The sequence below is a fragment of the Jiangella endophytica genome (assembly GCF_003427025.1).
Taxonomy (GTDB): Bacteria; Actinomycetota; Actinomycetes; order Jiangellales; family Jiangellaceae; genus Jiangella; species Jiangella endophytica.
Genome location: NZ_QVAI01000001.1, coordinates 54,150 through 73,284, shown reverse-complemented (window position 1 = coordinate 73,284; position 19,135 = coordinate 54,150). Strand labels below are relative to the sequence as shown.

At 72.2% G+C, this 19,135-nt stretch carries 18 protein-coding genes; 9 read left to right on the top strand and 9 right to left on the bottom strand.

What is annotated here, in order from left to right:
* Nucleotides 1-35: 35 nt before the first annotated feature.
* The 4 genes from DZA62_RS00300 to DZA62_RS00285 are packed head-to-tail and all read right to left on the bottom strand — an operon-like array spanning nucleotide 36 to nucleotide 3,968.
* Nucleotides 36-905 (bottom strand): carbohydrate ABC transporter permease, encoded by an 870-nt coding sequence (locus DZA62_RS00300; protein WP_116946812.1) that lies wholly within the window; start codon nucleotides 903-905, stop codon nucleotides 36-38.
* A gap of 11 nt (nucleotides 906-916) precedes the next feature.
* Nucleotides 917-1,891 carry a carbohydrate ABC transporter permease gene (locus DZA62_RS00295; RefSeq protein ID WP_198663272.1) on the bottom strand — a complete coding sequence of 325 codons (975 nt, stop codon included), beginning with the start codon at nucleotides 1,889-1,891 and terminating at the stop codon, nucleotides 917-919.
* Nucleotides 1,870-3,123: an ABC transporter substrate-binding protein gene (locus DZA62_RS00290; RefSeq protein WP_157987382.1), complete on the bottom strand. Its 1,254-nt coding sequence runs from the start codon at nucleotides 3,121-3,123 to the stop codon at nucleotides 1,870-1,872. Before DZA62_RS00290 ends, DZA62_RS00295 begins: the two co-directional genes overlap by 22 nt.
* A 59-nt stretch (nucleotides 3,124-3,182) precedes the next feature.
* Nucleotides 3,183-3,968 carry an RraA family protein gene (locus tag DZA62_RS00285; RefSeq protein ID WP_116946810.1) on the bottom strand — a complete coding sequence of 262 codons (786 nt, stop codon included), beginning with the start codon at nucleotides 3,966-3,968 and terminating at the stop codon, nucleotides 3,183-3,185.
* 137 nt (nucleotides 3,969-4,105) lie between these two features.
* Between DZA62_RS00285 and DZA62_RS00280 the strand changes: the two genes are divergently transcribed.
* A complete protein-coding gene (locus DZA62_RS00280) occupies nucleotides 4,106-5,413 on the top strand; it encodes an alpha-L-fucosidase (RefSeq protein WP_116946809.1) in 1,308 nt (435 codons plus the stop codon).
* A gap of 106 nt (nucleotides 5,414-5,519) precedes the next feature.
* Here the strand turns inward: DZA62_RS00280 and DZA62_RS00275 are convergent, their stop codons facing one another.
* Together DZA62_RS00275 and DZA62_RS00270 are read right to left on the bottom strand one after the other, a co-directional pair.
* Complete coding sequence (locus DZA62_RS00275) at nucleotides 5,520-6,788, bottom strand: ATP-grasp domain-containing protein (protein ID WP_116946808.1); 1,269 nt, start codon at nucleotides 6,786-6,788, stop codon at nucleotides 5,520-5,522.
* A gap of 2 nt (nucleotides 6,789-6,790) precedes the next feature.
* Nucleotides 6,791-7,567 carry a nicotianamine synthase family protein gene (locus DZA62_RS00270; RefSeq protein ID WP_157987381.1) on the bottom strand — a complete coding sequence of 259 codons (777 nt, stop codon included), beginning with the start codon at nucleotides 7,565-7,567 and terminating at the stop codon, nucleotides 6,791-6,793.
* A 268-nt stretch (nucleotides 7,568-7,835) separates the two neighbouring features.
* Here DZA62_RS00270 and DZA62_RS35380 point away from each other — a divergent pair, with 268 nt between their 5' ends.
* Entirely contained in the window at nucleotides 7,836-7,997 is a 162-nt protein-coding gene (locus tag DZA62_RS35380) for a hypothetical protein (protein WP_157987380.1), read from the top strand.
* Between the two features lie 49 nt (nucleotides 7,998-8,046).
* Here the strand turns inward: DZA62_RS35380 and DZA62_RS00265 are convergent, their stop codons facing one another.
* Nucleotides 8,047-8,802, bottom strand: coding sequence for an SDR family oxidoreductase (locus DZA62_RS00265; RefSeq protein WP_116946806.1), 756 nt, complete (start codon nucleotides 8,800-8,802; stop codon nucleotides 8,047-8,049).
* 116 nt (nucleotides 8,803-8,918) lie between these two features.
* Here DZA62_RS00265 and DZA62_RS00260 point away from each other — a divergent pair, with 116 nt between their 5' ends.
* Genes DZA62_RS00260 through DZA62_RS00250 form a run of 3 tightly spaced genes read left to right on the top strand, consistent with a single transcriptional unit; the run spans nucleotide 8,919 to nucleotide 11,240 of the window.
* On the top strand, nucleotides 8,919-9,782 hold the full coding sequence (locus DZA62_RS00260; RefSeq protein ID WP_198663271.1) for a helix-turn-helix transcriptional regulator: 864 nt from the start codon (nucleotides 8,919-8,921) through the stop codon (nucleotides 9,780-9,782).
* 11 nt (nucleotides 9,783-9,793) lie between these two features.
* Nucleotides 9,794-10,483 (top strand): class I SAM-dependent methyltransferase, encoded by a 690-nt coding sequence (locus DZA62_RS00255; RefSeq protein ID WP_116947488.1) that lies wholly within the window; start codon nucleotides 9,794-9,796, stop codon nucleotides 10,481-10,483.
* Between the two features lie 13 nt (nucleotides 10,484-10,496).
* Nucleotides 10,497-11,240, top strand: a complete 744-nt coding sequence (locus DZA62_RS00250) for a phosphotransferase family protein (RefSeq protein WP_116946805.1) — start codon at nucleotides 10,497-10,499, stop codon at nucleotides 11,238-11,240.
* Here DZA62_RS00250 and DZA62_RS00245 read toward each other — a convergent pair.
* Complete coding sequence (locus DZA62_RS00245; protein WP_116947487.1) at nucleotides 11,237-12,130, bottom strand: hypothetical protein; 894 nt, start codon at nucleotides 12,128-12,130, stop codon at nucleotides 11,237-11,239. The two genes, DZA62_RS00250 and DZA62_RS00245, sit on opposite strands and share 4 nt — an antisense overlap.
* Nucleotides 12,131-12,418: 288 nt before the next feature.
* Here DZA62_RS00245 and DZA62_RS00240 point away from each other — a divergent pair, with 288 nt between their 5' ends.
* The 4 genes from DZA62_RS00240 (at nucleotide 12,419) to DZA62_RS00225 (ending at nucleotide 15,979) form a co-directional block, all read left to right on the top strand.
* Complete coding sequence (locus DZA62_RS00240; protein WP_116946804.1) at nucleotides 12,419-13,381, top strand: ATP-binding cassette domain-containing protein; 963 nt, start codon at nucleotides 12,419-12,421, stop codon at nucleotides 13,379-13,381.
* 77 nt (nucleotides 13,382-13,458) lie between these two features.
* Nucleotides 13,459-14,223, top strand: a complete 765-nt coding sequence (locus DZA62_RS00235; protein WP_408618035.1) for an ABC transporter permease — start codon at nucleotides 13,459-13,461, stop codon at nucleotides 14,221-14,223.
* A gap of 77 nt (nucleotides 14,224-14,300) precedes the next feature.
* On the top strand, nucleotides 14,301-15,239 hold the full coding sequence (locus tag DZA62_RS00230; protein WP_116946802.1) for an ATP-binding cassette domain-containing protein: 939 nt from the start codon (nucleotides 14,301-14,303) through the stop codon (nucleotides 15,237-15,239).
* Entirely contained in the window at nucleotides 15,236-15,979 is a 744-nt protein-coding gene (locus tag DZA62_RS00225) for an ABC transporter permease (protein ID WP_116946801.1), read from the top strand. The genes DZA62_RS00230 and DZA62_RS00225 overlap by 4 nt, the downstream gene beginning before the upstream one ends.
* Here DZA62_RS00225 and DZA62_RS00220 read toward each other — a convergent pair.
* Nucleotides 15,963-19,091 carry a BTAD domain-containing putative transcriptional regulator gene (locus DZA62_RS00220; protein ID WP_116946800.1) on the bottom strand — a complete coding sequence of 1,043 codons (3,129 nt, stop codon included), beginning with the start codon at nucleotides 19,089-19,091 and terminating at the stop codon, nucleotides 15,963-15,965. The two genes, DZA62_RS00225 and DZA62_RS00220, sit on opposite strands and share 17 nt — an antisense overlap.
* Nucleotides 19,092-19,135 lie beyond the last annotated feature (44 nt).

The window sequence follows — 19,135 nt, the reverse complement described above, 5'->3', positions numbered from 1 at the left end:
TTTCTGGGTTCGGTGCAGGGAACGGGCGACCGGGGTCACCCCTTGAGCGCGCCGACCGTGAGGCCGCTGATGATGTGCCGTTGCATGTAGACGAAGAAGATGATCACCGGCGCGATGGCCAGCAGCAGGTTCGGGAAGACCTTGGTGAGGTCGGTCGAGTACTGGCTGACGCCGGCGTAGATCGCGGTGGTGACCGTGTAGTTGCCGGAGCCGGGGGTGAGCAGCACCTGCGGGCTGATGAAGTCGTTCCAGATGCCGATCGAGTTGAGGATCAGCACGGTGACGACCGCGGGACGGGTGAGCGGGAAGATGATCTGCCAGTACGTGCGCATCCGGCCCGCGCCGTCGATGGCGGCGGCGTGGTCGATGTCGCGCGGGATCGTGCGGATGAAGCCGACGAACAGGAAGATGCTCACCGGCAGCGTCATCGCCACGTCGTGCAGGATCAGGCCGGTCACGGTGTTGCCGAGGCCGATGGAGCGCAACACGTAGATCAGCGGCACGATCAGCGCCGCCGACGGGATGAACGTCCCGGCCAGGAAGTACAGCAGCAACATCTGCGTCCGCCGCTTCAGGCTGCGGGCGATGACGTAGGCGGCCGGTCCGGCGAACAGGATGCACAGGATGTCGACGGAGACGACCAGGAAGAAGGTGAACCCGTAGCTGCGCAGCACGTTGTACTGCGGGCTGGTGATCGCCGCTTCCAGATACTCCAGCGTCAGCCCGCCGAACGGGATCGCGAACGGGTTGCTCTGGATGTCGTGCTGCGACTTGAAGCTGTTCACCAGCAGCAGGTACGCCGGGATCGTCATGACGACGAACAGCACCGCCAGCAGCACCACCCGGGTGACCGGCGGCCGCCGGCGCGCCTCAGGCGCGAGGTTCGAGGAGACGTCGAGTGCCATGGATGCTGCTCCTAGTTCGCCGCTGCCTGGTCCTGCCGGTTGCGCAGTGCGGCCACCAGCACGGACAGAACCGCGGACACCACCATCAGGGCCACCGCCTGCGCGGTCGCGAAGCCGACGTCGGTACTGGCGAACGACCGGCTGAGGATCACGTACGCGATGGTCTCGGTGGACCCGGCCGGCCCGCCGTCGGTGAGGCTGACGACGATGTCGTAGACCTTGATCAGGCCGACCAGGTTGAGCACCATCGCGACCGTCACGACCGGCGAGATCATCGGGATGACGATGCGGCGGTTGATCTGCCGCCGCGACGCGCCGTCGATCTGCGCGGCCTCGATGAGGTCGTACGGCACCGTCTGCAGCGCCGCGACGAACAGCACGACGTTGAACCCGAACCCGGCCCAGACGATGACGCCGACCAGCGTGACGACCGCCAGCGTCTCGTCGAACAGGAACCCGACCGGCCCGACGCCGAAGCGCTCCAGCGTGGTGTTGATCGCACCGTTGGTGCCGAGGATCGCGCTCCACAGGAAGCCGAGGATCAGCGCGCTGATGACGTGCGGGTAGTAGGCCAGCGCACGGAAGAACGAGTTCGTCCGCGACCGGTCCTTCAGTTGCAGCGCGTACGCCAGGCCGAGGCCGAGCATGCCCACCGACCCGAACGCCGCCACGACGAACGTGACGACCCAGGCCCGGCTGATGCCCGGGTCCTCGAACAGCCGCGTGTAGTTCTCGATGCCGATGAAGGTGGCGTCGGAGAAGCCGTTCCAATCCGTCAGGCTCAGGTACAGCGCCACGACGACCGGGACGACCGTCATCACGGTGTACACGAGCACGGCCGGGGCCAGCATGCCCAGGCTCACGACGCCGTCGCGCATCCGGCGACGGCGGCCGGCGGCGGCCGTGCCGATGTGGCCGGGAGCCGGCGCGGGCGGGTCGCCGTCCGCCCGCGCCGGGCTCACCTTCAGCGCTGCGAGTCCCACCACGCGTCCAGGTTCGCCGCGACGTCGCCGGCGGAGGAGCCGGTGAACAGGGACTGGACCTGCGTGTTCAGTTCCTCGGCGTAGCCGTGCACCGGCTGCCGCTCGCCCTGCTTGACGATCACCATCGGGCTCGCGTCGAGGACGGACTGGACGCCCTCGCCGAGGCTGGAGACGTCGTAGCTGAAGCCCTTGCGCAGGTTGCCGTCGGCGGCGAGCTGGATCTCGATCGCCTCGTCGTCGGTGACCAGCCACTCGACGAGGTCGATCGCCTCCTCCTTCGCGTCGGAGGCCTCGACGACGGTGTACGGCTGGGCCATGTTGCCGAACTGGCCAGGCGGGTAGGTGCCGTCGGCCGGGACGGGGAAGACGCCGATCTGGTCGCTCAGCCCGGCCTCGTCGGCGGCGGGCACGAAGTACGAGCCCATGATGTACATGGCCGAGTCGCCCGCGAGGAACGCGGCCTGGCCGGCCGGGTACTCCAGGCCGAGCGCGCTCTGGGTGAGGAAGCCCTCCCTCAACCACGACTCGTACAGCTCGAAGTAGCGCAGGTAGCCGCTGTCGGCGAAGGACGTCTCGCCGTTCTTGCGCTCGATCACCCAGTCCGGCTCGTCGGTGAGGACACCGGCATCGGCCAGCATGGTGAACTGCGCGCCGGTGACCCACTGGCCGGCCGACTGCAGCGGCTGGTAGCCGGCCGCCTGGAGCTTGCGCATCGCGTCCTCGAACTGCGCGATGGTCTGCAACTGGGTGGCGTCGACGCCGGCCTCGTCGAAGGCGGCCTTGTTGTAGAACACCAGCGACTGGATCTGCTCGCCGACACCGACGACGTAGTGACCGCCGTCGATCGCGTAGTCCTCGAAGAGCGGGGTGTCGGCGGCCCAGTCCTCGCCGGACAGGTCGACGAACAGCTCCGCCGTCTCCGGATTCGGGATGACGTGCTGCGCGATGTCGGGCGGGTCGCCCGCGGCGAGGTCCTGCTGCAGCTTGGCCTCCGCCTCGATGGTGCCGGTGAGCTCCAGCTCGACCGTGATGCCGGGGTTCTCGGCCTCGTAGAGGTCGAACAGCTCGTTCCAGAACTGCTCGGTGAGGTTGGGGGTGATGTTGACGATCATGCGCAGCGTGGTGTCGCCACCCTCGCCGCCCGCGACGTCGTCGTCACCGCCACCGCACGCCGACGCCGTCAGCACCGCCGAGGCCAGCACCCCGGCCGTCAGGAATCGCCGCCTGCTGTTCATGGTCATCTCTCCGCTCGCTCCGTTGCGTTGGTCCGATGGATGAAAAGAGTCGTGCTGGGCTACCGGCCGTTGCTGCCGTGGTGGGCGACGTACTCCTCCAGGCCGCGTCCCGACAGCGGGTAGTAGTCGGACAGCCGGCCGCCCGCGTCGAGCCGCCGGCGGGCGAACTCCTCCTTGTCCTGGTGCGCCAGCGCGTCGTCGGCGATGGCCTGGGCGTGCGACGGCGGCACCACGACGGCGCCGTCGTCGTCGGCGATCACCAGGTCGCCGGGCCGCACCAGGGCCCCGCCGACCGCGACCGGCACGTTGTAGGCGTACGGGAACAACTCGGTCTGCGACGCATAATGCGGGGTGACGCCCGTGCACCAGACCGGCACCCCCAGCGCGCGGATCCGGCCGGCGTCGCGGATCCGCCCGTCGACGACGATGCCGGCGCCGCCGCGCAGCTTGAAGTAGCGCACGAGCATGTCACCGAGGCAGCCGGTGCGCTGGGCCGCCTGCGCCGACACGACCAGCACGTCGCCGGGCCGGATCGACTCCAGCACCGCCCACAGCGCCGAGCGCCGTTCCGCGTCCTCCTGCCCCTGGCCGGAGAACACGTCCTCACGCTGCGGCATGAACTGCAGTGTGACGGCGGCGCCGGTGACGCGGATCTCGGCGTCGCGATGCAGCGGCGCCGGCCCGTCGATGAACGTGCGGGTGATGCCCTGGTGGTGCAGCTTCGCGCAGGCGGTGGCCGCGCTCACCCCGGACAGCGTCTCGACCAGCTCGTGCGGCGGCCGCCCTGGCAGGTCGGCCAACAGGGGGGTGTGGCCGGTCGGATAACCGTCCTGCGTGGGGTTCATCCGGCGTCCTCTCGGAGTATGATCGCGGATCACTTATCGTCTATCGATTGGGATAGGAAAGCGAAGTCACCGCCGACCTGTCAACACCTGGATGCGCGACGATGGACGGCCGGCAGCTGGATGGAAGTGAGGAACGCATGGCGACGACGGCACCCGCGATCCCCGGCCAGGACTGGTTCACCCAGGCCCGGTTCGGGATGTTCGTGCACTTCGGGCTGTATTCGCTGGCCGCCCGGCACGAGTGGGTCATGAGCCGCGAACGCACGCCGGTCGAGCAGTACGAGCGCTACGCGGAGGTGTTCGATCCCGATCTGTTCGACGCCCGCGCGATCGCCCGCGCCGCCAAGGAGGCCGGCATGGGCTACGTCGTGCTGACCAGCAAGCACCACGAGGGCTTCGCGCTGTGGGACTCCGCCGTCAGCGACTACACGTCGGCCGCCGCGTGCGGGCGCGACCTCGTCGCCGAGTTCGCCGACGCCGTGCGCGCCGAAGGGCTGCGGGTCGGGCTGTACCACTCGCTGATCGACTGGCACCACCCCGACTTCACCGTCGACTACCTGCACCCGCGCCGCGACGACCCCGGAGCACGGTCGTCGAACGAGACCAAGGACATGGGGCGGTACCGCGCCTACCTGCGCGACCAGGTGCGCGAGCTGCTCACCGGCTACGGCCGCATCGACTACCTGTTCTTCGACTACACCTACGCCGAGGACCGCGACGGATGGCGCGGCAAGTACCCCGACGACTGGGGCGCCGACGAGCTGCTGGCGTTGGTCCGCGAGCTGCAGCCGGACATCGTCGTCAACGACCGGCTGGGCGTCCCGGGCGACCTCGTCACGCCGGAGCAGTACCAACCGGCCGAACCGATGCGCGGGCCCGACGGCGCGCCGATCGTGTGGGAGGCCTGCCAGACGCTCAACGGGAGCTGGGGCTACGACCGCGACAACACCCGGGTCAAGACGCCGGACCTGCTGGTGCGCATGCTCGCCGACACCGTCGCGAAGGGCGGCAACCTGCTGCTCAACATCGGGCCGGACGGGCGCGGCGCGATCCCGGCGCGCGACGCCACGACGCTGGCCGCGCTGGCCCGGTGGATGCGGCCGCACCAGCGCTGCGTCGTGGGCGCCGGGCCGGCCGACCCGGACATCGCGGCCGCGGTGACGCCCGGGCTGCCGCCCGGCGCCGTCCTCACCCAGCGCGGCGACCGCCTCTACGTCCACCTGTTCGCGTGGCCGTTCGAGCACGTCCACCTGCGGGGCATGGCCGGCCGGGTGCGCTACGCCCAGTTGCTGAACGACGGGTCGGAGCTGGCGACCATTCGACTGGCGTCCGGCCAGCAGGCATGGAACACGACGCCGGGCGGGCAACCGCCGGGCACGCTGACGCTACGGCTGCCGACGGTGCGGCCGGACGTCGAGGTGCCGGTCGTGGAGCTGTTCCTCTAGCTGGGTGCGTCCGATGCCGGGGCGCCGGTGGTGGTGCGGGCCATGGCGCTCTTGGTGTTGTCAGAGCAGCACATTCAGCGCCATGCCCACCCTGGCGCGACGTGATCTAGACGCCGATCGGGAGCGGGGTGACGACGTCGCCGCCGGCGAGGCGCAACGTCAGCGAGCCGACGGCGGTGGCGGCCAACTCGCCGGCGCGGTCGCCGTCCGGGTCGACCGCGAGCACGTGGCCGACGCGGTCGTTGTTGTCGCGCGGCCGGCGCACCGGCCCCGGCACGTCGAGCTGCCAGCGGGCGACCGCCGGGTTCGAGTCCAGCTCGTCGCGGCCGTCGACGCCGGTGACGATGCCGTCGACCGGCGCCAGTACGAACGCGACCGCCGCGGTCCCGGCCGGCCGCAGGTCGAGCTCAGGGGCACGGCCGAGCGCGAGGTCGACCAGCAGCGCCAGCGGGTCGACCCCGGTGACGGTGCGGACCAGGTCGAACACGTAGCCGCCTCCCTGCCGCGGGTTGATCTCGACGATCCGCGGGCCCGCCGGCGTCAGGCGCAGCTCGGTGTGGCTCAGCCCGTGCGTGTAGCCGATCGCCGACAGCGCCGCCCGGACGTGCTCGGTCACGTCGGCGGCGACGGCCGCCGGCAGCGGCGCGGGGAACACGTGCCCGGCCTCGACGAACGACGGCGTCACGCTCTTGCCGGTGATGCCGAGGACCGTCGTGCGCCCGGCGATGGTGACCGCCTCGACGCTGACCTCGGGACCCCGCAGAACCTCCTCCAGCAGCAGCCGGCGGGCCAGCGGCTGGTCGCGGGTGTTCCGCTCGACGCCCGTGACCTCGTAGAACGCGTCCTTCAGTGCGGCCTCGCCGTCGACGAGGTGCACGGAGGTGCCGGAGTTGAGGTCGACCGGCTTCGCGACCAGCGGGAACCCGAGGTCCGCGGCGCCGGCCAGGGCGTCGTCCCACGTCGCGGCGACGGCGAACCGAGGGCCGGGCAGCCCGGCCCGCTTCAGCACCGTCCGTACCGCGTCCTTGCGCACCGCCCGCCGCATGATGTCCGGCGACGCGCCGGCGAGCCCGAGCATCCGCCCCAGCTCGGCGACCGCGTCGAGGTAGTAGTCGCACGTCGTCAGCACGCCGTCGATGCGGCGCCGGCAGACGATGCCGATGACGGCACCGGTCATCGCGGCCCGGTCGTTGGTGTCGACGACGATCACCTCGTCGGCGCCGCGCACCACCGGGTGCCGCTCGCCGTCGACGTCCGGGTACAGCGCGGGATCCTTGGTGAACAGGATGTAGTCGTGGCCCAGTTCGCGCAGCAGCGGCGGCAGCGCGAGCCCCGTCGACTGCACCCAGCTCTCCACCATGAGCAGCGTCGCCACGGTCAGCCTCCCGCCCGGGCCAGGATGGCGGAGTTGATGACGTCGTTCACCGGGTGCACCTCCGTCAGCGGCTCGAACCCGTCGAGCGCGGTCCGGTCGATCGGCGGGTAGAGCAGCGTGCGCAGGCCGCGGGCGCTGCGGGCGAGCAGGACGGCGCCCGGGCGCATCGTGCCGGCCAGGTGGCCCAGGATCCGCCGCTTGGCCTCGAGGGTGTCGCCGACCAGCGCGGCCAGCACGACCACGTCGTAGCCGGAGAGGTCCGCGTCCAGCACGTCGGCCTCGTGGAAGCCGAGCTCGCCGTACCCGAGGGCGCCCGCCACCCGCGCGCCGGCCGTCAGCGCCACCGGGTCCCGGTCGTAGTTGTCCAGCGACGCGTCCAGCTCACCGGCCAGGTACAGCGAGCTCAACGGCAGCGGCCCCGAGCCGACGAACGCCACCGACCGCACGCGGCGCGGCAGCGCGGACGCGAGGATGCCGATCTCCATGCGACTGAGCTGGCGGTAGTTGCCGAAGTACGGGAACCGGGCCAGCTCCTCGCGCGGCGGGCACCCGGCCACGATCCGCTTCGCCCAGGCGTGCTCCAGCTCGCCCTCCCCTTGCGCGCAGAGGGCCCGCAGGCGGGGCGCGAGCTGCTGGACACCGACGTCGTTCAGCACGGCCGGCACCGTCTCGGCGGGAGCGGTGAGGACGAGCCGGACGAGCCGGCCGAACAACCCGTCGACCTCCGGCCCCGGCCGGAGATCGTCGCGCGCCGCCAGATCGCGGTACACGTCACCCACCGACGCAGTAATGTCCTGCGCCGTGAGCGGCCGGCGATCGGTCAGGTCGGTTTGACCGAATATGTTGCTAGTGAGACTCATGTTCATCGCGGCTGATCATGACACAGCCGGTGGCGGCAGCGCTGGCGAACGCGCGAAGAGGCCGGTCCACCCGCTGACCTGGGACGGCCTGGTGCCCTGACCGCGAGCGCCCGGCCGGCGTTCTGTCCGTGCACCGGCGTAGCCTCCGCCACACCACCGGCTTCGAACTCGGCAAGGGGGCACCATCATGACGACGGTGCGGCCGTATCACTCCCGGAAGCCGACCGACCCGGACGTCTACCACTGGCACAGCGACTGCCCGGCCGGAGCGCAGATCCCGGGGCGCAACAAGGTCTCCGGCGCGGGGACCGGCAACCGGCCGTGCCGGCTCTGTGAAGGCATGGACTGAGCAGGGCTGGACGAGCGAGTGCGGCCGCGCCCGATCAACCGCGTGATCGTCAGCCCTGCTGGGTGGGGACGAGGATCAACTCGGCCACGTTGAGCCGCGGCGGGACGGCGACGGCATAGGCGATCGCGTCGGCGATGTCGGCCGGCGTGGGCGTGCGCATCGATGCCCGCCATTGCGACAACGCCTCCTTTCTCGTCTGGTCGAGCATGCCGTCGCCCAGCTCGGTCGGGACGACGCCGGGCTCGATCGTCTTGACCCGGACGCCGCGCGGGCCCAGCTCGGCCCGCAGGTTGCGGGTGAGGTGCGCGACGGCGGCCTTGGTCGCGACGTAGACGGCATAGTGCGGGAACACCTGGTGCCCGCCGATCGACCCGACGTGCACGAGGTCGGCCCGGTTCCCGGCGGCCGCGGCGGCGAGCAGGTCGGCGGCGAACGCCCGGCCGGTGTGCAGCAGTCCGTTGAGGTTGGTGGCGATCATCCGTTCCCACTCGGCGGGATCGGCGGACTCGAACGGCGCGGCGAGCATGACGCCGGCGTTCGCGACGACCAGGTCGGCCGGGCCGAGCTCGGCCCGTACCGCGCCGGCGGCGGCGTCGACCGCGGCCCGGTCGGTGACGTCGACCGGCACGGCGAGCCCGCCGAGCTCGGCCGCGACCGCGTCGAGGCGGTCCTTGCGGCGGCCGAGAACGGCGACGGTGGCGCCGGCCGCGGCGAACGCGCGGGCCGTGGCCTCGCCGAGCCCACTGGTGGCGCCGGTGACGACCGCGACGCGGCCGGTCAGGGATGCTTCGGAAGAAGTGGTCATGCGACCAGGCTGCGGCCACCGCCGGAGCCCGGCCAGACCGCGCGACGACCAGGAGTCCCGGACCCTGGGGGTCGCACGGCCACCCAGGCCGGCGCCGCGCCACCTACCCTCGAAGGGTGAGCGACAACCGGCTCGGCGAGTACCTGCGCGCGCGGCGAGAGCTGGCCCGCCCGGCCGACGTCGGGCTGCCCGACGGGTTCGGCCGCCGGCGGGTGCCCGGGCTGCGCCGCGAAGAGGTCGCGATGTTGGCCGGCGTCAGCGCCGACTACTACGTGCGGCTCGAGCAGGGTCGCGACAGACATCCGTCCGAGCAGGTCATCGAGGCCCTGGCCGGCGTTCTCGGCCTCGACGACGCCGCAGTCGCGCACGTGCGCGAGCTGGCCCGCCCGGCCCGCCGCCGGCGCCGTCCGCCCAGCCGGGCGGAGCGGGTGAGCGACGGCGTCCAGCTGCTGCTGGACGGCTGGACCCGCACACCGGCGCTGGTGCTCGGCCGGCACCTCGACGTGCTGGCGGTCAACGCGCTGGGCGGCAGCATCGCCTCATGCTCTGCGCCCGGCGTCAACCAGGTGCGCGCGGTGTTCCTGAATCCCGACGCGCGCGACCTGTACCCCGACTGGGACACCGTGGCGGCCGAGACGGTGGCCAGCCTGCGGGCCGCCGCCGGCTCCGACCTCGACGACCCCGCGCTCACCGACCTCGTCGGCGAGCTGTCGCTGAAGAGCGACGAGTTCCGCCGGCTGTGGGCGCGGCACGACGTCCGGCCGAAGACGTCGGGCAGCAAACGGTTCCGGCATCCCCTGGTCGGAGAGCTGACGCTGCGATTCGAGTCGCTGGCGGTGAATGGCGCGCCCGGCCAGGTGATCGTCGCCTACCACGCCGAGCCGGGCAGTCCGTCCGAGGAGGCCATCGCGCTGCTCAGCAGCGCAGTCACGCCGACAGCCGCGGAAAATCCGGCTGCGGAGGACCGCGCTCGCATGTGACGATCGGGCGCATGCGCCCGACCTGGATGCTCGACGAGACCGCCTACGCCGGCCCGGAACACCTCGATCCCGGCTTCGTCGCCGGGTTCGACCGCAAACAGGGCTACCCGGACCCCGCCTCGGACATCGCACTGCTGGCCGAGCGCGGGGTCCGTTCCGTGGTCGACCTCGGTGCCGGCACGGGCCAGTTCGCCGTCCCGGCGGCCTCCCGGTTCGACCGCGTCGTGGCCGTCGACGTGTCGCCGGCGATGCTGGCCCACCTCGGCGAGCGGGCGGCCGCGGCCGGCGTCGAGGTCGAGCCGGTGCGGGCCGGCTTCCTCAGCTACGAGCACTCGGGCGAGCCGGCCGACGCCGTGTACACACGGCACGCGCTGCACCAGCTGCCCGACTTCTGGAAGGTCGTCGCACTGCACCGCATCGCCGGCGTCCTGCGCCCGGGCGGCGTCCTGCGGCTTCGCGACCTCGTCTACGACTTCCCGTCGGCCACGACCGAGCAGGTCATGGACGGCTGGGTGTCCGGCGGCGTCGACGACCCCTCGGTGGGCTACACCGGCGCCGACTATGCGGAGCACGTCCGCACCGAGCACAGCACGTTCCGCTGGCTGCTCGAGCCCATGCTCCACCACGCCGGCTTCGACATCGCCGACGTCGAGTACGACGACGCCGGACTGTTCGGCGCCTACACCTGCGTCAAGCGCTAGCGACGGCCGTGGCATGGAGGAGATCGAGGTCGTCGTCGCCCATTCCGAGCGGGCGACCCTACGGGTCGGCGATGTCTTCCTGAAGATCGACGCCGATCAGGCGCGTACCGAGGTCGAGGTTCGGGCGATGGCCGTCGCGCCGATCCCGACTCCCGAGGTCCTGTGGCGGAATCCGCCCGTGCTCGCGCTCGCCGCCCTGCCTGGGTCGGCCCTCGGCCGCCTCGGGGAGCCGTCCGTCGCGTCGGCGGCGGCCTGGGCCGCGGCCGGCGCCGCCGTGCGGAGACTGCACGACGCGCCACTGCCGCCGTGGCCCGGGAAGAGCCTCGACGAGTTCGCGGCCGAGCTCGACCGTGAATGCGAATGGCTCGTCTCCACCGGCGTCCTCCCTGCCGACCTGGTCGCGCGCAACCGCCGCATCGCCGAGGCCGCGCTCCGGTCGTGGACGCCGGTGTTCACGCATGGCGACCTGCAGCTCTCCCACGTGTTCGTCGACGGCGACGACGTCACCGGCGTCATCGACTGGTCCGAGGCCGGCCGGGGCGACGCCCTGTTCGATCTCGCGATCCTGACGCTCGGGCACGAGGAACGCCTCGGCGACGTCGTCGCCGGCTATGGGGCCGACGTCGACCTCGACGTGATCCGCGCGTGGTGGTCCCTGCGAAGCCTGCAGGCCATCCGCTGGCTGGTCGAGCACGGGTTCGACCCGTCGGCGCCGGGCTGCGAGATCGACGTGCTGCGAGCGCGGATGCGGGACTAGAGCGACGCGCCCTGGCGGCGGCCATGGGCGAGCAGCGTCCGCACCGCCCACACCGTCTGGTAGCCACGCCACTCCAGGGCGCCGGCCGGCGACGACGACGCGAAGTCGACGACCCAGCCGCCGTCGCCCTGCTGGAGCGACTCCAGCCGGTCGAGGTCCGTCTCGACGGCGTCCGGATCGAGCAGCGCGCGCAGTGGCCGGTCCGGCTCGGGCGACAGGTCGAGCAGGTGCATCGCCTCGCCCTCGATGCCGCCCTCGACCGGGATGCCACCGTCGGGCGGCACCAGTGCGCCCAGGCGCTCCAGCTGGACGGCCGCCTCGGGCCGGGTGTCGTGGACGGCGTCGAGAAGGCCCAGCGAGAACCTCAGCTCGAGCGCCTGCGGGCGCTCGGTCGCGGCGATGGTCGCCAGCACGAAGTCGGTGACGCGCTCGAGCCATGGCTGCCCGGCGACGACGGGGTCCAGCCGGGCGGCGCGGTGCGCCTGGGCGGCCACGGCCGTGCTGATCTGCAGCGACGACGCCGTGGGGTCGGCGTCGGTCCACCAGTGCGACGTCCCGGCCGGCACAGTCACCGGCAGCGCGAACGGCAGCCCGCCGTCGGGCAGCGTGACCGACGCCAGCCAGTCGCACAGCGGACCGGCGAGGCCGGCGGCGCCGGGCCCGGTCTCGGCCAGTACCTCGAACGCGTGCAGCGCGGCGCCGGGCTGACTCTCCGGCGAGCGCAGGTCCGGTTCGAGGCCCCAGCCGAACCCGCCGTCGGGGTTGCGGTAGCCGGCCAGCGCGGCCAGCGTCGCCGTACGGTCGCCGGTCCCGGTCAGCAGCCCGAACCGGAGCCGGTCGAGCTGACGGGCATGGCCGGCGAGGAACGCGGTCGCGGCGGTGAGGTCCATCCCGCCATGCTCCCGCGTCCGCCCGCGCGCGGCTTGAAGGTTTCGGACGTCATCGGGCGCCGATTCCTCCGTGGAGACGCAGACGCGGGCCAGCCGGACCGTGCCGGGCGACCACGCGTCGACGACCTGCGCGAACACCGTCTCGTCGCGGGCCAGCAGCAGGCCGGCGAGCACGTCGACGGGCGGCGGCTCGGGAGGCGGCACCGATTCAGCATGGCATCGGCCACCGACATTGTCGGAGGTGCACGGCATGCTGGTCTCCTGCCAGGTGGAACAAGGAGGTTCCCCATGGACCACGCCATCCAGGCCGAAGGGCTCGTGAAGCGCTTCGGCGAGACGACGGCCCTCGACGGCGTCAGCCTCGCCGTTCGCGCGGGGACCGTGCTCGGCCTGCTCGGGCCCAACGGCGCCGGCAAGACCACGGCGGTTCGCATCTTCGCCACCCTGCTCCAGCCCGACGACGGCCATGCCTCGGTCGGCGGCCACGACGTCGTCCGGCAGGCGCACCAGGCCCGTCAGCTCATCGGGCTCACCGGGCAGTACGCGGCGGTCGACGAGATGCTCACCGGCACCGAGAACCTGCTGCTCATCGGCCGGCTGCTGGGGGTGCCGCGGCCGGCCGCGAAACAGCGCGCGCACGAGTTGCTGGCCGAGTTCGACCTCACCGACGCCGCCGACCGCGCCGCCAAGACGTACTCCGGTGGCATGCGGCGCCGGCTCGACCTCGCCGCCAGCCTGGTCGGCCGGCCGTCCATCCTGTTCCTCGACGAGCCCACCACCGGGCTCGACCCACGGGCCCGCGCCGAACTGTGGTCGCTGATCCGCGGCCTGGTCGCCACCGGGGTCACCGTGCTGCTGACCACGCAGTATCTCGACGAAGCCGACGCCCTGGCCGACGAGATCACGGTCATCGACCACGGCCGGGTCATCGCCGCCGGCACTCCCGACGAGCTGAAGGCGAAGACCGGCTCGCAGACCCTCGTCGTCCGTCCCGAGGACGACGCCAAGCTGCCGGTCGTCACGTCCGTCGTCGCCGAGCTGACCAAGGCCGTCCCCGAGATCGACGGTCCGCGGGTCACCGCGCCGGTCGGCGACCCCGCCGTCCTGCCCGCCGTGGTCCGGCGGCTCGACGACGCCGGAGTGCTGGTCACCGAGCTCACGCTGCGCGGTGCCAGTCTCAACGAGGTGTTCCTCTCCCTCACCGGGCGGCCGGTCGAGGACGAGGCCGAGCCCGAAGGGAGGCCGGCATGACCACCGTCACCGCGGCCCGGCCGACACCGGCCGAGCTGAGCCCGAGCGTCGGCGTGGGCGAAGGCATCAAGCAGACCATGACCCTGGCCTGGCGCACCATCGTCCAGGTCCGGCACAACCCGTGGGAGCTGGGCGACTACAGCATCCAGCCGATCATGTTCGTGCTGCTGTTCACCTACGTGTTCGGCGGCGCCATCGCCGGGTCGACCAGCGAGTACCTCACGTTCGCGCTGCCGGGCATCATCGTCATGAACATGCTGTTCATCACCATGTACGTCGGCACGGGGCTCAACACCGACCTCACCAAGGGCGTCTTCGACCGGTTGCGGTCGCTGCCCATCGCGCGATGGGCGCCCATGGCCGGGCGCATCCTCGCCGACCAGGTCAAGCAGGCATGGTCGATCTTCCTGCTGCTGGCCATCGGCATGGCCCTCGGCTTCCGCATCGGCACCGACGTCTGGTCGCTGCTGGCGGCGGTCGGGCTGCTGCTGGTGTTCGCGCTCGCGTTCTCCTGGGTGTCGGTGCTGGTCGGCGTGGTGGCGAAAGACCCCGAGAAGGTACAGCTGTTCGGCTTCACCGCGCTGTTCCCGGTGACCTTCGTCAGCAACGTGTTCGCCCCGACGAGCACCATGCCGGGCTGGCTGCAGCCGATCGTCGAGAACAACCCCGTCACCATCCTGTCCAACGCCTGCCGGGCGCTCATGGTCGGCGACGACACCCTCGGCACCGAGTGGCACGTGGCGTCCGCGACCACGCCGGTCGTGCAGTCGCTGATCTGGGCGGCCGCCATCGCCGCGGTGTTCGCCCCGCTCTCCGTCTGGGCCCTGCGCCGTCGCGTCTGACCCCGGCCGCCACGGCGTCAGGGGCCGTGACAGACCCGTGTCAGGCCGGTGTCAGACGAGGCGCCGACCGTGGAGGCATGACACACGCGATTGAGGTTTCGGGGCTGCGCAAGGCCTTCGGGGACAAGGTCGTGCTCGACGGCATCGATCTGGATGTCCAGGCAGGCACGGTCTTCTCCCTGCTCGGCCCGAACGGGGCCGGCAAGACGACGACGGTCAACGTCCTGACCACACTGCTGCGAGCCGACGGCGGGACGGTCCGGGTCGCCGGGCACGACGTCGCCGCCGAGCCCAAGGCGGTGCGCCGCGCCATCGGCGTCACCGGCCAGTTCGCCGCGGTCGACGAGCTGCTGACCGGGCAGGAGAACCTCCAGCTGATGGTCGACCTGAGCCCGGTGCCGGCCAAGGACGGCAAGCGGATCGTGGCGGAGCTGCTGGAGCGGTTCGATCTGGTGGAGTCGGCGCAGCAGGCCGCCTCGACCTACTCCGGCGGCATGCGGCGCAAGCTCGACCTGGCGATGACGCTGGTCGGCAGCCCGCGGATCATCTTCCTCGACGAGCCGACGACGGGCCTGGACCCGCGCAGCCGCCGCACGATGTGGTCGATCGTCCGCGACCTGGTGGCCGACGGCGTCACGATCTTCCTCACCACCCAGTACCTCGACGAGGCCGACAAGCTCGCCGATCGGGTCGCGGTGCTCGACCAGGGCCGCATCGTCGCGCAGGGCACCCCGGGCGAGCTCAAGCGCCGGCTCCCCGGCACCCACGTCCGCCTGCGGTTCGACTCCGCCGGCGAGCTCGACGCGGCCGCTCGGGTGCTCCCCGACGCCACCCGCGACGACGAGTCGTTGGCCCTGCGGGTGCCCAGCGACGGCGGCACGACCTCGCTGCGGGCGCTCCTGGACCGGCTCGACGAGTACTCGCTCAGCGCCGAGGAGTTCTCCGTCCACACCCCTGACCTCGACGACGTCTTCCTGGCCCTGACGGGTCACGCCACGGAGGTGGCCGCGAAATGAACTCCCACTCGATGGTGATGCTGCGCCGCGATTTCAAGCACCTCACCAGGAACCCGACCTCGGTGTTCAACGCCGTCCTGATGCCGATCGTGCTCATGCTGATGTTCGTGTACATGCTCGGCGACGCGTTCAGCGTCGGTGTCGACTACGTCGACTACGCGACACCGGGCCTGATGCTGATGGCCGTCTGCTACGGCCTCGGCGGCACCGCGACCGCGGTGAACGCCGACATGACGAAGGGCGTCATCAACCGGTTCAAGGTCATGGACGTCTCCCGTGGCGCGGTGCTGACCGGCCACGTCGTCACCAGTGTGCTGACGAACCTGATCGCGATCGCCGCCCTCGTCGGGGTCGCGTTCCTGCTCGGCTTCGACGCGTCGGCGAGCGCGCTGGACTGGCTCGGCGTGGCCGGAATGGTCGTGCTGCTGGCCACCGCGGCCGGCTGGTTCACCGTCGCCCTCGGGCTGTCGGCGAAGTCGCCGGAGACGGCCGGCATGGCCGCCGTGCCGCTCGTACTGCTGCCGTTCTTCAGCAGCGCGATCGTGCCCGCGGACAAGATGGGCCCGGGGCTGCGCGAGTTCGCCGAGTACCAGCCGTTCACGCCGATCATCGAGACCCTGCGCGGACTGCTGAACGGCGCGCCGTCGTCCGGCGACGCGATCGCCGCCGTCGCCTGGTGCGTCGGCATCGGCCTCGTCGGCTACGTGTGGGCCCGCTCGACGTTCAGCAAGCGAGCGTGACCTCGGCCAGCTCCCGCCAGTCCGCCCGCGTCCCTTCCCGAGCCGCCTCGGCGTACCCATCCTCGCCGAGGCGGCTCCGCACGTCCTGCTCGATGCGGACGACGTCCGGGTGCGGGCCGTTGGGCAGCCCGCGGGCGACGGCGCTCGCCGCCAGCAGCCGCGCGGCCTGCTCGTACTGCTCGCGGCGCAGGGCGAGGTCCGCGACGCCGACCAGGACGTCCGCGACGACGAGCGCGTGCCCCGCCTCGGCCGCCGCCGCGCAGGCCGAGGCGCGATGTTCGCAGGCGGAGCGGAGATCGTCGGCGAGGTAGCCCAGCAGATTCTGGATCGGCGCGCGGATGTACGGCAGCTCCGCCTCGTCGCCCAGCACGGCCCGCAGGATCTCGACCTGCTGGTACGCCTCCTCGGCGGCGTCGCCCCAGCGGGCCAGCTCCGCCTTCGAGAGGGCCAGCACGGCCAGCGTGCCCGGCCACGTCACCCCCTCCGCCCGACGCTGCGCCTCGGCGATGGCCGCCGCGCTGGCGTCCTTGTCGCCCAGCTGCCAGTACAGCTCGGCTTGCCGCGCCCGCATGCGGATGACGTCGTCGACGGCGCCCACCTCGGCGACGGCCGCGATGGCCTCGTCGTAGTACGCACACGCGCGAACCAGCTCGCCGCGCGCGGCGATGAGGTCGGCCAGTTCGGTGAGCGCGAAGGAGATCCCGAAGCGCTCGCCGATGGCGCGGAACTCGGCGAGCGCGGTCTCGAGGTACACCTCGGCGTCCTGCCCACCCTGGCCGCTGACGACCCGCATCTTGCCCAGCTGCAGCCGGCCCAGCGCCCGAACCCAGGGATCGTCGTCGTCGAGCACCGGCTCGAACGCGGTCAGCGCCGCCTCCGGCCCCTGCAGCAGTCGTTCCATCGCGACGACGAGTCCCATCGCCGGATGGCCGCCCTCGACCCGCCGGCTGATCTCGTACGCCTGGTGGACCCACTCCGCGGCCTGGTGCTCGTCACCCGGCCCCGTGGACACGAACAGCACGATGATGGCGTACACCGTGGCCCGGACGGCGTCGGTCACCTCGCCGGGCAGCTCCGTCGCCGCCGTGATCAGCTCCAGGCCCTCGGTCTTGTGACCGGCCAGCCACCAGTACCAGCCGGCGCCGGCCGCCAGCCGCATGGCCGCCTGCGCGTCGCCGGCCGCGAGCGCGTCGCGCATCGCCGCACCGAGGTTGTCGTGCTCGGCCTCGAGCGTGGCCAGCCACTCGACCTGCTCGGCACGGCGCAGCCACGGCTCGGCGGTCTCGGCCAGCTCGGTGAAGTGGTCGAGGTGCGCCCGCCGGGTGCGGACCGTCTCGCCCGCCTCGTCGAGCCGCTGCTCGGCGTACTCCTTGATGGTGCCGAGCATGCGGTAGCGCTCGCCCTCGGCGACCACCAGCGACTTCTCCGTCAACGCAGTGAGCAGGTCGAGCACCTGCCCCGGCGCTACCTCGGCGTCGGCGCAGACCCGCTCGGCCGCGTCCAGGCTCGCGCCGCCGGAGAACACCGAGAGGCGGCGCAGCACCGCGCGTTCGGGGTCGGTGAGCAGCTCCCAGCTCCAGTCGACCATCGCCCGCAGCGTCCGGTGCCGAGGCAGCGCGGTCCGGCTGCCGCCGGTGAGCAGCCGGAACCGATCGTCGAGCCGGTTCGCCAGCTGGTCGAGGGACATGCTGCGCAACCGGGCCGCGGCCAGTTCGATCGCCAGCGGCATGCCGTCCAACGCCCGGCAGACGCGCGCCAGCGTCGCCAGCGTGCGGGTGTCGGCCATGAGGTCGGTGCGCACCGCGCTGGCGCGCTCCAGCAGCAGCCGGACGGCCGGCGACGACTCGATGGCGCCGGGATCGGCGTCGTCTGCCGGCAGGACCAGCGGCGCGACCGGCCAGAGCACCTCGCCGGTGATGCCGAGCGGTTCGCGGCTGGTGGCGAGGATCCGCACCCGCCGGCACTCGCCGAGCACGCGGTCGGCGAACGTCGCCGCGGACTCGATGACGTGCTCACAGTTGTCCAGGATCAGCACCATCGCCCGCTCGCGGAGCGCGGCGACGACCCGATCGATCGGCTCCAGGTCCGGCGCGTCGCCGAGCAGCGAGTCGCGCAGCCGGAGTGCGCCCAACGTCGCCTGAGCGACGTCGCCGTCAGCACCGATGGCCGCCAGCTCGACCAGCCAGACGCCGTCGGGCAGGTCGTCGAGCAGCGTGCGCCCGGTCTCGGTGGCCAGCCTGGTCTTCCCCGAGCCGCCCGGCCCGATCAGGGTGGTGAGCCGGTGCTCGGTGACGAGGCCACGGACCGCGGCGACGTCGGCGTCCTTGCCGATGTAGCTGGTCAGCTCGGCCCGCAGGTTGGTCTTGCGGTCGTCGTCGCGGCGACCCACCTCGCCACGCAGCACGGCGAGGTGCAGGGCGGACAGCTCGGGCGCGGGATCGACGCCGAGGGCGTCGGCCAGCGCCTCGCGCGTGCGCTCGTACGCCAGCAGCGCCTCGGAGTTGCGGCCGGCCGCGACCAGCGCCCGCATCAGCGCGCCGACCAGCCGTTCGCGCAGCGGATGCGCGGCCACCACGTCGGTCAACTCGGTGACCAGACCCGCGCCGTGGCCGAGGCCGATCTCGGCGTCGAACAGCTCCTCCATGGCGGACAGGCGCAGACCCTCGAGCCGGGTGGCCGCCGCGTCGAACGCCGCGCTCTCGTGCAGACCGACGTCCTGCAGGGCCGCACCGCGCCACAACGCGAGAGCCTCACGCAGCAGCCGCACCCGCAGGACGTCGTCGGCAGTGCGAGCCCGGCCGACCAGACGTTCGAACCGCACGGCGTCGACGGCGTCGGAGTCCGCCGCCAGCCGGTAGCCGTCCGGATGGCCCTCGATCACGCCGTCCGGCAGCACCTTGCGCAGTCGAGAGACCAGCCGGTGCAGGGCGTTCGTCGCGTCGGAGGGCGGGTCGGCGCCCCAGATCCAGTCGACCAGCGTCGCCTTCGGGACCACGTGACTCGGCTCGAGCGCGAGGGCGACCAGCAGCCCGCGCAACCGGGCGCCCGCGACGTCGGCCACGCGGCCGTCGTCCGTGCGTACCTCGAACGATCCGAGCGTAGCGACCTGCACGCGCCGATTTTGCCACGCACACTCCACCGCACCGGCCTGGCGGG

What these genes read in the sequence shown, in the direction of transcription:
- DZA62_RS00235 (WP_408618035.1), top strand. Translation starts at nt 13,459, where the DNA reads ATGACCCTGGCCTGGCGCACCATCGTCCAGGTCCGGCACAACCCGTGG.
- DZA62_RS00265 (WP_116946806.1), bottom strand. Translation starts at nt 8,802, where the DNA reads ATGACCACTTCTTCCGAAGCATCCCTGACCGGCCGCGTCGCGGTCGTC.
- DZA62_RS00240 (WP_116946804.1), top strand. Translation starts at nt 12,419, where the DNA reads ATGGACCACGCCATCCAGGCCGAAGGGCTCGTGAAGCGCTTCGGCGAG.
- DZA62_RS00250 (WP_116946805.1), top strand. Translation starts at nt 10,497, where the DNA reads ATGGAGGAGATCGAGGTCGTCGTCGCCCATTCCGAGCGGGCGACCCTA.
- DZA62_RS00280 (WP_116946809.1), top strand. Translation starts at nt 4,106, where the DNA reads ATGGCGACGACGGCACCCGCGATCCCCGGCCAGGACTGGTTCACCCAG.
- DZA62_RS00285 (WP_116946810.1), bottom strand. Translation starts at nt 3,968, where the DNA reads ATGAACCCCACGCAGGACGGTTATCCGACCGGCCACACCCCCCTGTTG.
- DZA62_RS00255 (WP_116947488.1), top strand. Translation starts at nt 9,794, where the DNA reads ATGCGCCCGACCTGGATGCTCGACGAGACCGCCTACGCCGGCCCGGAA.
- DZA62_RS00300 (WP_116946812.1), bottom strand. Translation starts at nt 905, where the DNA reads ATGGCACTCGACGTCTCCTCGAACCTCGCGCCTGAGGCGCGCCGGCGG.
- DZA62_RS00245 (WP_116947487.1), bottom strand. Translation starts at nt 12,130, where the DNA reads ATGGACCTCACCGCCGCGACCGCGTTCCTCGCCGGCCATGCCCGTCAG.
- DZA62_RS00225 (WP_116946801.1), top strand. Translation starts at nt 15,236, where the DNA reads ATGAACTCCCACTCGATGGTGATGCTGCGCCGCGATTTCAAGCACCTC.
- DZA62_RS00230 (WP_116946802.1), top strand. Translation starts at nt 14,301, where the DNA reads ATGACACACGCGATTGAGGTTTCGGGGCTGCGCAAGGCCTTCGGGGAC.
- DZA62_RS35380 (WP_157987380.1), top strand. Translation starts at nt 7,836, where the DNA reads ATGACGACGGTGCGGCCGTATCACTCCCGGAAGCCGACCGACCCGGAC.
- DZA62_RS00290 (WP_157987382.1), bottom strand. Translation starts at nt 3,123, where the DNA reads ATGAACAGCAGGCGGCGATTCCTGACGGCCGGGGTGCTGGCCTCGGCG.